We start from the raw sequence: 13044 nt of genomic DNA, 5'->3' as shown, positions 1-13044 counted from the left end.
AGGTTTGTCAGCTTTTCGCATGCGCCGGTGCGCGGCGGACCCCAGACCGGCGAGGAGACAGGCGAACGCGATCAGAGCGGGGAGGAGGAGGCACACCTACGCGATCGAACGTCTAACCAGCGCCATCAGCCCCCACAGCAGCAGCGCCGGGAGCACAACCATTCGCAATACGAAGAGACCGATGATCGTCAGGCTTGAGCTGAACAACACATCCGCCTCGTTCATGAACAGGCGCACAGCGTCTCTGTAGCGGGCGACAGCATCCATCGCATCGCCAGCCGCGGACACGCCATCTCCCACCCAGCTGAACAGACCGCCTGCTTCTTCCTCAACCTCAATCTCGACATCGTCGCCCTCGCCGATCAGGACACGTGCCTCCCCCGCCACAGCGTCCAGTTGAGAGATGGCCGAGTCCCATTGTGGTTGGGTCATACGCTCACCAAGCCAACTGCCGCCGGCAAAGACGAGCGGCAATGCCAAGCCGAAAGCGAGGCCGAGTCGTGCGGCGCGCAAACTGGACCTTTGGATCTTGGATGATCCCGAGACATCCGCGGCAGCCAAGCCGAGCGATCCAATTCCCAACAAGACCAAGCCCAAACTGGCCACGGGCCCCAGTCCGACCAGCATCAGCGCGGCACCAGCGGCGATCGCAAAGATTACATGACTTACCCGTTCGACGGTATCATCAACGGGTTCGAGCACTCTGAAGGGCTGCGCGGAGGCCTGAACGCCAATGGAACCACCAACTTCAATCTCCTGTGCCGCCGAGAGCGCCGCGTTGATCACGCGAAGGGAAACATAGACGCTTGCGGTCGCCGCGGCGATTTCGCTTGCCCTTTCCTCCGCAATCGGAACTGCGGGGTTGACGCCACCGCCACCGGATATTTCCCACAAGCCAACAACCAAGGCCAGGGTGCCGATCAGGACAAATGCCAACGATTTGAAACGCAAGGCTTTCAATACGGCATCTCCCGCCACCCCCCTCACAACATATTCGGCACCACAAGATCGGGTGGCCTGTGCCCATCGGCGAAGGTCTTGATGTTGATCAGCACTTTCTCGCCCATCTCGACCCGGCCCTCGACCGTGGCCGAGCCCATATGCGGTAGCAGCACCACGTTCTCCAACTCGCGCAGGCGCGGGTTCACGTCCTTGCCGTGTTCGAAGACGTCCAGCCCTGCCCCCGCGATTTCGCCCGCGCGCAGCATCCGCGTGAGGGCGTTCTCGTCGATGACCTCACCGCGCGAGGTGTTCACGATGACCGCCGAGGGCTTCATCAGCTTCAGCCGCCGCGCGTTCATCAAATGAAAGGTCGACGGCGTATGCGGGCAGTTGATCGACAACACATCGACGCGCGCGATCATCTGGTCGAGGCTTTCCCAATAGGTCGCCTCCAACTCGGCCTCGATATCCTCATGCAAGCGGCGGCGGTTGTGGTAATGCACCTGCATCCCGAAAACCGCGGCGCGGCGGGCGACGGCCTGCCCGATCCGGCCCATGCCGAGGATGCCCAGACGCTTGCCGCCAATGCGCCCGCCCATGAAGGCGGTGGGGGCCCATCCGGTCCAGCGGCCCGCCTGCATCGTGGCCAGCCCCTCGGGGATGCGGCGGGTGACGGCCAGCAGCAGCGCCATGGTCATGTCGGCGGTGTCTTCCGTCACCACGCCCGGCGTGTTCGAGACCAGGATGCCGCGCTGGCGGGCGGTGTGCACGTCGATATGATCCACGCCAGCGCCGTAATTGGCGATCAGTTTCAGCTTTTCGCCCGCCTGGCCCAGAAGCCCTGCGTCGATCGTATCGGTCACGCAAGGAACAAGGATATCGGCCCGACGCGTCGCGGCGACCAGTTCATCGCGGCTCATCGGGGTGTCGTCGCTGCGCAACTCGACATCGAACAGTTCCGACATCCGGGTTTCAACGGCTTCGGGCAACCGTCGCGTTACGACAACACTCAGCTTCTGACCTGGCATCACATGCATCCTTTGCTGGCTTTGCTGCCCTTTCCGTGACACTCTCTTATCCGCGCCCGCGCCGCAAGGCATCGCCGCGCGGGCGCGACAAAAACACCAACGAGGCCGCAACAAACGCGGCCCATGAGACGGGCAGACAACCACATGAAACGCATCTGGGCGGGCCTCGTCCTGGCTTTGGCACTGTCACTTGGCGCGGACCCGGTTCCGGCGCAGGATCAGGCCGTCGGACCCGTCACCGGCTTTCCCTTGCCGCGCTACGTCTCGATCCGGGCCCCCGAGGCCCATGCCCGGCGCGGACCGTCGCGCAGTCACCGCATCGACTGGGTTTTCCAGCGCCGCAACATCCCGATGCAGATCGTCGCCGAATATGGCAATTGGCGGCGCGTGATCGACCGCGACGGGGCTGGTGGCTGGATGCATTACTCGCTGCTTTCGGGCGTGCGCACGGCGATTGTCGAGGTCGACATGCTGGAATTGCGCCAGCGCCCCGACCCCGACTCCCCGGTGCGCGCGCAGGCCGAGCTTGGCGTCATCGCCTTTGTCGAGGAGTGCGCCGACGACTGGTGCCGGCTGGACGTGGGCGGGCATAGCGGATGGGTGCCGATCACGACGCTCTGGGGCGTCGATCCGGGCGAGGAGTTCGATTGACCGCGCCCCGCGCCGCGTCTCCTGCCCCTACGGGCTGTCCGCGCTGAGCCCACGCCCGTCCAGCAGCGCCCCGACCCCCGGCATCCGCCCCCGGAACGCGGTGTAGAGCGCATCGGCCTCAGCGCTGCCGCCCGCCGACAGGATGAAGCGTTCCAGCCTGGCCGCCGTGTCCGCATCGAACGGATCGCCCGCCTCCTCGAAGGCCCGGTAGGCGTCGGCATCCATCACCTCGGACCACATGTAGCTGTAATAGCCCGAGGAATAGCCGTCGCCGGAAAAAACATGTGCGAAATGCGGCGTCGCGTGGCGCATCACGATGGCATCGGGCATCTTGATCCGGGCAAGCGTCTCGGCCTCGGCCGCCATCGGATCGGCGGGTGCGGGGCCGTCGTGGAAATCGAGATCGACCAGCGCCGAGGCGATGAACTCTACCGTCTGAAACCCCATGTCATAGGTCTGCGCGGCCAACAGCCGCTGCAACAGGTCGCGCGGCATCGGCTGGCCGGTCTCGACATGCAGCGCGTGTTTCTCCAGCACCTCCGGCACGTCCAGCCAGTGTTCATAGAGCTGGCTCGGCAATTCGACGAAATCGCGCGCCACCGAGGTGCCGGAAATGGATTGATAGGTCACATCCGACAGCATCTGGTGCAGCGCGTGGCCGAATTCATGGAACAGCGTGCGCGCATCGTCATGCGACAGGAGCGCCGGGTCGCCCTTGGCGAAATTGCAGACATTGACCACGATGGGCCGGGTCTCGCCATCCAGCTTCGACTGCGACCGCATCGCCGAACACCACGCGCCCGAGCGCTTCGAGCCGCGCGCGAAATAATCGCCGAGGAAGACAGCCATGTGGCGGCCCTCCCGCGTCACCTCCCAGGCGCGGACATCCGGGTGATAGAGGGGCACATCGAGCGGCGTGAAGTCCAACCCGAAGAGGCGGTTTGCGCAATCGAAGGCCGCCGCGATCATGCGCTCGAGTTGGAAATAGGGCTTGAGCTCGGCCTCATCCAGATCGTGCTCGACCTTGCGCCTTGCTTGCGCGTAGTAGCGCCAGTCCCAGGGCGCGAGGTCGCCGTTGATCCCGTCTTCACGCATCATTCCGGTGAGGATCTCGGCATCCCTCTGTGCCTGCGCGCGGGCCGGTTCCCAGACCTGCATCAGCAACTCGCGGACATTGCCCGGCGTCTTCGCCATCTCGGTTTCCAGCTTGTAGGTGGCGAAACTCTCATACTCCAGAAGCTGCGCCCGCTCCTGGCGCAAGGCCAGTATCTCCGCCGCGATGGCGCGGTTGTCGGTGTCGCCGCCATTGGCCCCGCGGGCCGCCCATGCCTTCTGCGCCTTCTCGCGCAAGTCCCGGCGCGGGCTGAATTGCAGGAACGGCACAATCAGCGAGCGCGACAGCGTGATCACCGGCCCCGCCGCACCCTTTTCCCTACCTGACGCCCGCGCCGCATCGACGACGAAACCGGGCAGGCCCTCGAGATCGCCCTCGGCCAGCTCCAAGAACCAGCCGCGTTCCTCGGCCAGCAGGTTCTGGGTGAACTGCGTGCCAAGCACCGCCAGCCGCGCCTTCACCTCGGTCAGCCGCGCGCGATCCTCACCTTCCAGCGCCGCGCCCGCGCGCAGGAAAGACCGGCGGGTCAGCATCAGCACCCGGGCCTGCTCCTCGGTCAGGCCGAGCGCCTCGCGGCTCTGCCAGAGCGTCTCGATCCGGCGCCACAGGGCGCGATTATTGGTGATCTCGGAGGAATAGGCCGCCAGCTTCGGCGCCATCTCGCGCTGCAACGCCTCGCGGGCCGGGGTCGCATCGGCCCCGGCGAGGTTATAGAACACGCCCGCGACCCGATCCAGAAGCCGGTCGGCACACTCCAGCGCCTCGAGCGTATTGGCGAATGTGGGCGCCTCGGGATCCTCCGCAATCGCGGCGATATTGCGCCGTCCTTCCGCCAGGGCCGCCTCCAGCGCGGGTCCGAAATGCGCGTCCTCGATCCCATCGAAGGGCGGCAGACCGAACGGCGTGGTCCAGTCCTGCAAGAGCGGGTTGGTCATATACGATCTCCTCTGTTGGCGCCTAGATAGACCTTCACATCCGCAACCGCCATGCCCCGCTAACCCCCGATTAAGGTTAACGCGCGCCTGCCCCCATCTTCTTGGTCCAAATACTCAAAATCCGACCCAAGCCACAGGCACCGCACCCACAAGCCCTGGCACGCCCCTACCCGTCCGGCCTCTGCCGCATCCGTTTCTCGAACCGGCGCAGGACCAGCGACAGGGTGATGGTCATCGTCAGGTAGATCAGGGCGACCACGTTATAGGTCTCGAAATAGCGGAAGTTGCCCGCCGCCGTAACCTTGCCCAGTTGCGTGATGTCCAGCACACCCAGAACCGAGACCAGGCTGCTATCCTTGACCATCGCCACGAAATCATTGCCCAGGGGCGGCAGGATGGTGCGGATCGCCTGCGGAAAGACGATATGGCGAAACCGGTTCCAGCGGTTCAGTCCAAGCGCCTCGGCGGCCTCGATCTGGCCCGCGTCCACCGATTGCAACCCGGCGCGGAACACCTCGGCCAGGAAGGCGGAATAGCCGATGGACAGCGCCAGGATCGCCCGCCAGAGCAGGTTGAAATCGCGGGTGCGGATGGGGTCGGCCCCGACGCTTTCCGCGCCCCAGTTCCACAGCGCGACCAGCGCCGGGGCCAGCACGAAGGCGACATAGAGCAGCAGAACGAGGATCGGGATGCCGCGGATGATCTCGACATAGAAGCGCGAGACCTGGCGCAGGATCAGGGACCGCGACAGCGCCGCCAGCGCCAGCAGGAGCCCAAGCGCGGCGGCCAGCGCAAAGCCTACCAGCGTCACGAAAACCGTCGTCACGATCCCGCGCCTCAGCGTGGACAGAACCTGGGTATAGAGGTCGTCCGACAGGATCTGCCAATAGGCAAAGCCGCCAAGGGCCACCACCGCCAGCAGCCACCAGGGGAAATCCTTGTCCGGCGCGGATGCCGCCATGATCGCCGCCCTCCATGCGAAAGCCCGGCCACTCGCAGGGGTGGCCGGGCCGCAAACACGTTATCGTTGCAGGTTATTCGAACTCATACTCGACGAACCAGTGCTGGTTCAGCGCATCCAGCGTGCCATCCTCGCGCATCGAGGCGATCGCGGCATTGATCGGGCCGACCAGGTCCGATCCCGGCGGGAAGATGAAGCCGAACTCCTCGGTTCCCAGAGGGTCTCCGACAATCCGGAGGTCGTCGGGATTGGCCCGCACATAGCCCTCGCCGCCGGTCGAATCGGTCAGCACCATATCGACATCTTCCGTCAAAAGCGCCTGCACGGCGGCCCCGAAAGTCTCGAACAGGACAATGCGCGGGTTGGCCTCGTCGCCGTCCAGAACCTCGTAGACGCCGACATAGAAGGGCGTGGTGCCGGCCTGGCTGCCCATCAGGAAATCGTCATCCGAGGCAAAGCCCTGCGCGTCGGAAAACCGGTCCTCATCGGCGCGCACCAGCATCCGCATCTGGCTGGTCATGTAGCTGTCCGAGAAATCGACCATCTCGGCGCGGTCCTCGCGGATGGTGATGCCGGTCATGCCCATGTCGAACTGGCCCTCGGCAACGGCGGCGATCATCGCATCCCAGGAGATCGTCTCATAGGTGATGTCGGCATTGAGGCGCGCGGCGATGATCTCCATCGCGTCATATTCCCATCCCACGGGGTCGCCAGTGACGGGATCGACGAATTGCAGCGGCGGATAGGCGTTCTCGGTGGCGATGACGATCTCGCGCCCGTCGAGATCGGGCAGGTGGCCATCGGCCAGGGCAAGGGTCGGGGCCAGCGCGGCAATGGCCAGCGCGGCAGCAACTAGGCGGTTCATTTTCGTGATCTCCCTGTCTGTTATCCCCGCAGTATGGCGCGGTTCCCCGCCCGCGCAAGGGGGTCAGCCCGCGCCGCAGACCGGGCAGTCGGGGTCGCGCTTGACGGTGATGACGCGCGTTTCGGCGTAGAGCGCATCATAGATCAGCATCCGGCCCTTCAGCGGTTCACCCGCATGCGCGATATGCTTGATCGCCTCGGCGGCCATGAGCGAGCCGATGATGCCGGGCAAAGCGCCGATCACGCCGGTCTCGGAACAGGTTGCCGCCTGTCCTGGCGCGGGGGGCTTGGGAAAGACGCAGGCCATGCAGGGCGCGCCGTGCGCAGGGTCGAAGATCGTCACCTGCCCCTCCCAGGCGGCGATGGCCCCGGACACGACAGGCGTTCCGGTCGCCACTGCGGCCCGGTTGATCAGCGCGCGGATCGCGTAATGGTCGGTGCCGTCGAGGATGAGGTCATACTCGGCGAAAAGCTCCTGCGCGATATCCTCTGTCAGTTCCCGGTTGTAGGGGCGGAGATCGACATGCGGGTTGAGGGCCGCGACACGCTCGGCCGCGGAAAACACCTTCGGCATGTCCTGCGCCGCGTCGGTATGGATGATCTGGCGTTGCAGGTTCGAGAGGTCCACCACGTCATGGTCGATGACCCCGATGCGGCCCACCCCCGCCGCCGCAAGGTAGAACAAGGCGGGCGAGCCAAGGCCGCCTGCCCCCACCACCAGCACCTTGGCCTGCTTCAGACGCCGCTGCCCGGTGCCGCCGATCTCGCGCAGGGTGATGTGGCGGGCGTAGCGCTCAAGCTCGGCGTCACTGAAAGGGCCCGGTTGCGGCGCCTCGTCGGCGCGGGCCTCCTCGGCCTCACCGGCACGCGCGCGCAGGCGTCCGAGAACCTGGCGATAGGCCAGCACCAGCCCGACCAGCCCCGCCAGCACCAGCCAGGGACCGGCGCTGTCGCCCAGGGCCAGACGCAAGGGATGCCCGTCCGGCAGGGCTACATGGATCGCCAGAACGCCCAGGAACAGGAGCCCGAGCAGGATCAGCCGCGCCCGCACCGGCGTTCCCATCCACCAGCCAAGCGCCCAGAGACCGCCCGCGATCAGCAGAACCCACCCCATCAGCCCACCCCGGTGGAGCCGAAACCGCCGCCGCCCCGGTCGCTTTCGGTCAAGGCGTCGACCAGGTCGAACCCCGCCCGCACCACCGGCGCGATCACGGCCTGCGCGATGCGGGTGCCATGGGCGATATGCACGGGCTCAGCCCCGAGGTTGATCATCAGCACCCCAAGCGGCCCCCGGTAGTCGCTGTCGATGGTGCCGGGCGTGTTGGGCAGCGAAAGACCCTGTTTCAGCGCCAGGCCCGAGCGCGGCCTGATCTGCATCTCGTAGCCTTCGGGGATCTCGACCCGCAGCCCGGTCGGCACAATCGCCCGCGCCATCGGGGCCAGCACGATCCCGTCCCGATCACTTTCCGCGAAATTCGCCCGCAGGTCGGCCCCCGCCGCGCCCGGCGTCGCATAGGCGGGCAACGCCACGCGCGCATCGGCCCAATCTTCCCGCATGACCCGGATATCGACGCGCATCGCCCCTCCCATCTTCTTGGCCAAAATACTCAAAATTCCGCCCTAGCGGCCAAGCGCATCGGCGATGCGGCGCGCCAGCCTGCGGGCGGTCTCCTCCTTGCTGAGGCGCGGCCAGTCCTCGACCCCCGTTCCGGTGATGATGCTCACCTTGTTCTCGGCCCCGCCCATGATGCCGGTCGCCGCCGAGACATCGTTGGCCACGATCCAGTCGCAGCCCTTGCGCATCCGCTTGGCGGTGGCGTTGGCGGCGACCTCATGCGTTTCGGCGGCAAAGCCCACGACGAGGGCGGGGCGGCCCTCGCCCATCTGCGCGACGGTCTTGAGGATATCGGGGTTCTCGGCAAATTCCAGCGTCGGCAGCCCGGTGCTGTCGGTCTTCTTCATCTTGCGGTCGGCGGCATTGGCCACGCGCCAATCCGCGACGGCGGCGGCGAAAACGGCGGCGTCGGCGGGCAGGGCGGCCTCGACCGCCTCCAGCATCTCGCGCGCGGTCTGCACCCGGACCACGCGGACCCCGGCAGGCGGCGGGATATCGGCGGGGCCGGTGACAAAGCTCACTGTCGCGCCCAGGTCGCGCAAGGCCGCGGCAATCGCCGATCCTTGCGCGCCCGAGGAGCGGTTGGCAATGTAGCGCACCGGGTCGATGTGTTCATGCGTCGGGCCGGAGGTCACGAGGACATGCTTGCCGCTCAAGGGCCCATCGGTCAGCGCGGCGCGGATCGCCTCGATGATGTCGGGCACCTCGGCCATGCGTCCGGGGCCGAACTCGCCGCAGGCCATCGCGCCTTCTTCTGGTCCCGCGACCAGCACGCCGTCGCCTTTCAGCGTCGCCAGGTTGCGCTGCGTCGCCGGATGCTCCCACATGCGCACATTCATGGCCGGAACAATCACCACGCGCTTGTCGGTGGCCATCAGCAGGGTGGAGGCGAGGTCATTGGCCAACCCGCCCGCCATCTTGGCCATCAGGTCGGCGGTGGCGGGCGCGACGACGACCAGGTCGGCGGCGCGGGATAGCTCGATATGGCCCATCTCGGCCTCATCGGTCAGGTCGAAGAGGTCGCGATAGACCTTCTCCGCCGAGAGCGCCGAGGCCGATAGCGGCGTCACGAATTCCTCCGCCGCGCGGGTCAGGACCGGCGTGACGGTGGCGCCCTGGTCGCGCAACCGTCGAATGAGGTCGAGCGATTTGAACGCCGCGATGCCGCCGCCGATGATCAGGAGAATGCGCTTGTCGGTCAGCATCGTGATGTCCCTTTGTGCCGCTTGCCCCAGAGGTAGGGGGTTGAGGGGCCAAACTCAATCGAAATGGCCCGGATCAGCGGAAGGCGTCGCAGGGATCAGGGCGGTCGATGGGCGGGGTAACGCGCCAGAGATCATAAGGGGCCGTGCCCTCCGGCGGGGCCTCCAGCTGGCCGAGCGACAGGGTGGTCAGCTCCGGCGCGGCCTGTGCCAGAACGCGCGGCACGCCCCAATCGCTGCGCGCATGGCCATTGCCGGTGATGACCGCGACCGGGCCGCCGGTGGCCTCTTGCGCCAGGATCACCTGCCGGGCCAGTTCCGCGTCGCGCAGGCGCTGTGCCGCGACCATGCCGGGCAGCATCTCGACCGGCAGGGCGCCGCAATGGGCCGCCCCCTGCCCCGCCTCGCGCGCCGCCTGTTCGTCCGGCTCCAGTGGCGCGGCCAGCCCGAACTGATCTGCATCGCCCGAAAAATGCGCAACCGCGCCCTCCGTCACGGAGGCGCGCACCGTCGCGGGCGGCAGCGCGGCGCCGTAGACCCGTGCCGAGCCGAGGGCCGCGAAGACCGGCGCGTAGATCCCGAAATCTGGCCAGCCGCTGTTATCCCAGTCCAGGTCGGCGGCAAGCGCCTCGGGGTTGTCCAGTAGGTCGGGCGTGATGCGGGCGGCCTGGTCTCCGCTCAGCATCTCGAAGACAACAGCGGTGGGGGTCAGGGCACGCAGGGCACGGGCCTGGAAGAGGTGATGATCGGGATTGTCATGCACTTCGCCGAGCAGCACCACATCGGCCCCGGCCAGGGCGTCGATGCCTGAAAGCTCCTCGCCCAGTGCGGGGACGGTGAAGATGAACAGGGCAAGGAAAAGGCGCAGCATCATGGCGCGTATCTTGACCATGATCGGCCCCCTATCCGCAAGCTCAGCCGATAAAGGCGCGCAACTCCTCTTCGCGGGGGGCGAGGTTCTGGCGCATCTTGACCAGCGCCGCCGCCTCGATCTGGCGCACGCGTTCCTTGGAGAGGCCAAGCTCCTCGCCTAGCGATTCCAGCGTGCGGGCAGTCTCGGACAGCTTGCGGGCGCGGATGATGGTCTGTTCGCGCTCGGTCAGGCTGCCAATGGCCCCCGAAAGCCAGCCCTTCAATGTCTCGGTGTCGCGTTCGCGCGTGACCTGATCGGCGGCCTGTTCAGTCTCATCCTCCAGAAGCTCGATCCACTCGCGGCCCTCCTCGCCCTCGCTCTGCACGGCGTTGAGCGAGAAATCCGAGCCGGCAAGGCGGCCTTCCATCATCTCGACCTCGCTCAGCTTGACGCCGATCTCATGCGCGATCATCTCGCGCAGCTGGAACCCGTCGAGGCGTTCACCATTGGCGGCTGCCTCGCGCTCCAGCCGGGCGCGCACACGGCGCAGGTTGAAGAAGAGGCTTTTTTGCGAGGAGGTCGAGCCGGTGCGCACCATCGACCAGTTGCGCATCACGAAGTCCTGCATTCCCGCCCGGATCCACCACACGGCATAGGTGGAAAAGCGCACGCCGCGATCCGGGTCGAACCGGTCGGCGGCTTTCATCAGGCCAAGCCCCGCCTCCTGGATCAGGTCGCTCATGGGCGCGCCGTAATTGCGGAATTTCCAGGCGACCGAGATGGCCAGCCGCATATAGGCGGTGATCAGGCGGTGCAGGGCGGCCTCGTCGCGGTCATCGCGCCAGGCGCGGGCGAGGTCGGCCTCGGTTTCCGCATCCAGCAATTCCGCCGCGCGGGCGTGCCGGGAAAGTGTCTGGTCAGCGTGAATATCGAGTGCCATAACGCCCCCTCCTGGGTCAGGTTCTGCTAGGGTTACGCGCCGTTAAGGGGTCTGGTTCAAATTTTCTGCGAAAAAATGCGGGGGGCCGCGCATGTCTTTGCCGTCTTTGTCATTGATCCTGGGCGGGGCCGCGTCCGGCAAATCGGCCTATGCCGAGGGGCTGGTGCGCGCGGTCTCCGCGCGGCGGGTCTATATTGCGACGGCGCAAGCGTTCGATTCCGAGATGGAGGCCAAGATCGCGGCGCACAGGCAGGCGCGGGCGGGAGACGATTGGGACACGGTCGAGGCTCCGCTTGCGCTGGCCGATGCGGTTGGCGGGCTTGCGGCGGGGGACGTGGCGCTGGTCGATTGCGCGACGCTGTGGCTGAGCAACCTGATGCTGGCGGACCGCGATTGGCAGGCGGAGGCGCGGGCGCTGATGGCATCCCTTGCCGCCTGCCCCTGCCCGGTGGTCGTCGTCAGCAACGAGGTCGGCCAGGGCATCGTGCCGGAGAACGCGCTGGCGCGAAGGTTTCGCGCGGCGCAGGGCGGGCTGAACCAGAAGCTGGCAACGGAGGCCGGATTTGTCGCCATGGTGGTCGCGGGTCTGCCGATGGTCCTGAAAGGGGACGGCCCATGACCGTCTGGCACTGGGTGCGGCATGCTCCGACGCATGAGACGGCCTTCGTGGGCTGGCGCGACGTGCCCGCCGACCTGAGCGATAGGGCGCGGATCGCGCGGCTTGATGCGGCGCTGCCAGTGGGGGCGCTGCTGGTCTCCTCCGACCTGATCCGCGCGGTGTCAACGGCGGATGCGCTGGCGGGTGGACGCACACGCCTGCCCCATGCGGCGGATCTGCGCGAGTTCAACCTGGGCGATTGGGACGGGCTGCGGTTCGACGCGGTCGCTGCACGCGACCCGGCCTTGAGCCGCCGCTACTGGGAGGAGCCCGGCGATGTCGCGCCCCCCGGCGGCGAAAGCTGGAACGCGGCGGCGGAACGGGTGGCGGGGTTCGTCGATCGGATTAATGCGGTCCATCCCGAGGCCGAGATCATCGCGGTGGCCCATATCGGCGTAATCCTGACGCAGATCCAGCGCGCATCAAGCTGCACGGCCTATGAGGCGCTGGCGCATGAGATCGGCAATCTCTCGGTGACGCATCTGGTGCATGAGGGCGGCTGGCGCGTCGAGGCGATCAATCGCTGCCCGTGATGGGGCGCGCCACGAATTGGCATTGGACAGGCGCGCCGGATCAGGGTCTTGTGCCGCCATGACATATGAATTGCTCATCGCCGACAAATCCTATTCCAGCTGGTCGCTGCGCGGCTGGCTGTGCTTCGCCGCGTTCGGTATTCCGGTGAACGTGACCTCGACCCGGATGTATTGCGACGATTTCGCCCGTGATCTGGCGGCGTTTTCCGACACGGCCCGCACGGTTCCGCTGGTGAAGGCACCGGACGGCGCGCTGCTGACTGACAGCCTGGCCATCGCATGGGCTCTGGCAGAAGCCTTCCCCGACAAGGGGCTGTTGCCCGCCGACCCAGGCGCGCGCGGCGACGCGCTGAGCCTCGTGGCCGAGATGCATTCAGGGTTTTCCGCCCTGCGCGCCGCCTGCCCGATGAACCTGCGCACGGGCTGGACGGGGTTCGAGCCGAGCGCCGCCGTTCTGGCCGATATCGGACGGGTCGAGGCGTTGTGGGCGCGGGCCTTGGGGGCGCATGGCGGTCCGTGGCTCTGTGGCGCCTATTCTCTGGCCGACGTGTTCTTTGCCCCGCTGGCGACGCGGCTGGTGACATACGGTCTGCCGGTCTCCGAGAGGGCGCGCGCCTATGTCAGTCGCCACCTGGCCCACCCGCGCCTTGTCGAATGGCGCAAGGCGGGGCTGGACGAGGGGCCGGACCAGCCCGCCTATGAGATGGACCTGCCGCGCCGGGAATTTCCGCAATCCTGATCGGCGGTT

At 66.7% G+C, this 13044-nt stretch carries 14 protein-coding genes; 4 read left to right on the top strand and 10 right to left on the bottom strand.

What is annotated here, in order from left to right; all coding sequences use genetic code 11:
* Positions 1-96: 96 nt before the first annotated feature.
* Together HNS34_RS08385 and HNS34_RS08380 are read right to left on the bottom strand one after the other, a co-directional pair.
* Positions 97-960: a hypothetical protein gene (locus HNS34_RS08385; protein WP_172319606.1), complete on the bottom strand. Its 864-nt coding sequence runs from the start codon at positions 958-960 to the stop codon at positions 97-99.
* A 23-nt stretch (positions 961-983) separates the two neighbouring features.
* Positions 984-1970: a 2-hydroxyacid dehydrogenase gene (locus HNS34_RS08380; protein ID WP_172319605.1), complete on the bottom strand. Its 987-nt coding sequence runs from the start codon at positions 1968-1970 to the stop codon at positions 984-986.
* A 144-nt stretch (positions 1971-2114) separates the two neighbouring features.
* Between HNS34_RS08380 and HNS34_RS08375 the strand changes: the two genes are divergently transcribed.
* The gene (locus tag HNS34_RS08375; protein ID WP_172319604.1) at positions 2115-2621 is read left to right on the top strand and encodes an SH3 domain-containing protein; all 507 of its coding nucleotides are present in this window, start codon (positions 2115-2117) and stop codon (positions 2619-2621) included.
* Positions 2622-2648: 27 nt separating this feature from the next.
* Here the strand turns inward: HNS34_RS08375 and HNS34_RS08370 are convergent, their stop codons facing one another.
* The 8 genes from HNS34_RS08370 to HNS34_RS08335 form a co-directional block, all read right to left on the bottom strand.
* Entirely contained in the window at positions 2649-4670 is a 2022-nt protein-coding gene (locus tag HNS34_RS08370) for a M3 family metallopeptidase (RefSeq protein ID WP_172319603.1), read from the bottom strand.
* A gap of 166 nt (positions 4671-4836) precedes the next feature.
* Positions 4837-5631, bottom strand: a complete 795-nt coding sequence (locus HNS34_RS08365) for an amino acid ABC transporter permease (protein ID WP_172319602.1) — start codon at positions 5629-5631, stop codon at positions 4837-4839.
* A gap of 73 nt (positions 5632-5704) precedes the next feature.
* Positions 5705-6496: a transporter substrate-binding domain-containing protein gene (locus HNS34_RS08360; protein WP_172319601.1), complete on the bottom strand. Its 792-nt coding sequence runs from the start codon at positions 6494-6496 to the stop codon at positions 5705-5707.
* 63 nt (positions 6497-6559) lie between these two features.
* Positions 6560-7609 (bottom strand): HesA/MoeB/ThiF family protein, encoded by a 1050-nt coding sequence (locus HNS34_RS08355; RefSeq protein WP_172319600.1) that lies wholly within the window; start codon positions 7607-7609, stop codon positions 6560-6562.
* Positions 7609-8073 (bottom strand): dUTP diphosphatase, encoded by a 465-nt coding sequence (gene dut / locus HNS34_RS08350; protein ID WP_172319599.1) that lies wholly within the window; start codon positions 8071-8073, stop codon positions 7609-7611. Before dut ends, HNS34_RS08355 begins: the two co-directional genes overlap by 1 nt.
* A gap of 42 nt (positions 8074-8115) precedes the next feature.
* Positions 8116-9315, bottom strand: a complete 1200-nt coding sequence (gene coaBC / locus HNS34_RS08345; RefSeq protein WP_172319598.1) for a bifunctional phosphopantothenoylcysteine decarboxylase/phosphopantothenate--cysteine ligase CoaBC — start codon at positions 9313-9315, stop codon at positions 8116-8118.
* 73 nt (positions 9316-9388) lie between these two features.
* Positions 9389-10183: a ChaN family lipoprotein gene (locus HNS34_RS08340; RefSeq protein WP_407925858.1), complete on the bottom strand. Its 795-nt coding sequence runs from the start codon at positions 10181-10183 to the stop codon at positions 9389-9391.
* Between the two features lie 43 nt (positions 10184-10226).
* A complete protein-coding gene (locus HNS34_RS08335) occupies positions 10227-11105 on the bottom strand; it encodes an RNA polymerase factor sigma-32 (protein ID WP_172319597.1) in 879 nt (292 codons plus the stop codon).
* A gap of 91 nt (positions 11106-11196) precedes the next feature.
* Between HNS34_RS08335 and cobU the strand changes: the two genes are divergently transcribed.
* The 3 genes from cobU to HNS34_RS08320 are packed head-to-tail and all read left to right on the top strand — an operon-like array spanning position 11197 to position 13035.
* Positions 11197-11724 (top strand): bifunctional adenosylcobinamide kinase/adenosylcobinamide-phosphate guanylyltransferase, encoded by a 528-nt coding sequence (cobU, locus tag HNS34_RS08330; protein WP_172319596.1) that lies wholly within the window; start codon positions 11197-11199, stop codon positions 11722-11724.
* Positions 11721-12296 (top strand): histidine phosphatase family protein, encoded by a 576-nt coding sequence (locus HNS34_RS08325; protein WP_172319595.1) that lies wholly within the window; start codon positions 11721-11723, stop codon positions 12294-12296. Before cobU ends, HNS34_RS08325 begins: the two co-directional genes overlap by 4 nt.
* Before the next feature lie 58 nt (positions 12297-12354).
* Positions 12355-13035, top strand: a complete 681-nt coding sequence (locus HNS34_RS08320; RefSeq protein WP_172319594.1) for a glutathione S-transferase — start codon at positions 12355-12357, stop codon at positions 13033-13035.
* Positions 13036-13044: the final 9 nt, after the last annotated feature.

Source organism: Alterinioella nitratireducens (genome assembly GCF_013155465.1).
GTDB lineage: Bacteria > Pseudomonadota > Alphaproteobacteria > Rhodobacterales > Rhodobacteraceae > Alterinioella > Alterinioella nitratireducens.
Note: the sequence above shows the minus strand (reverse complement) of the source record. Positions and strands in the feature narration are given on the sequence as shown.

Bases quoted from the DNA above. Each gene is read 5' to 3' on its own strand.
- cobU (WP_172319596.1), top strand. From the start codon at position 11,197: ATGTCTTTGCCGTCTTTGTCATTGATCCTGGGCGGGGCCGCGTCCGGC.
- HNS34_RS08370 (WP_172319603.1), bottom strand. From the start codon at position 4,670: ATGACCAACCCGCTCTTGCAGGACTGGACCACGCCGTTCGGTCTGCCG.
- dut (WP_172319599.1), bottom strand. From the start codon at position 8,073: ATGCGCGTCGATATCCGGGTCATGCGGGAAGATTGGGCCGATGCGCGC.
- HNS34_RS08340 (WP_407925858.1), bottom strand. From the start codon at position 10,183: ATGCTGCGCCTTTTCCTTGCCCTGTTCATCTTCACCGTCCCCGCACTG.
- coaBC (WP_172319598.1), bottom strand. From the start codon at position 9,315: ATGCTGACCGACAAGCGCATTCTCCTGATCATCGGCGGCGGCATCGCG.
- HNS34_RS08320 (WP_172319594.1), top strand. From the start codon at position 12,355: ATGACATATGAATTGCTCATCGCCGACAAATCCTATTCCAGCTGGTCG.
- HNS34_RS08380 (WP_172319605.1), bottom strand. From the start codon at position 1,970: ATGCCAGGTCAGAAGCTGAGTGTTGTCGTAACGCGACGGTTGCCCGAA.
- HNS34_RS08375 (WP_172319604.1), top strand. From the start codon at position 2,115: ATGAAACGCATCTGGGCGGGCCTCGTCCTGGCTTTGGCACTGTCACTT.
- HNS34_RS08325 (WP_172319595.1), top strand. From the start codon at position 11,721: ATGACCGTCTGGCACTGGGTGCGGCATGCTCCGACGCATGAGACGGCC.
- HNS34_RS08365 (WP_172319602.1), bottom strand. From the start codon at position 5,631: ATGGCGGCATCCGCGCCGGACAAGGATTTCCCCTGGTGGCTGCTGGCG.
- HNS34_RS08355 (WP_172319600.1), bottom strand. From the start codon at position 7,609: ATGGGGTGGGTTCTGCTGATCGCGGGCGGTCTCTGGGCGCTTGGCTGG.
- HNS34_RS08335 (WP_172319597.1), bottom strand. From the start codon at position 11,105: ATGGCACTCGATATTCACGCTGACCAGACACTTTCCCGGCACGCCCGC.
- HNS34_RS08360 (WP_172319601.1), bottom strand. From the start codon at position 6,496: ATGAACCGCCTAGTTGCTGCCGCGCTGGCCATTGCCGCGCTGGCCCCG.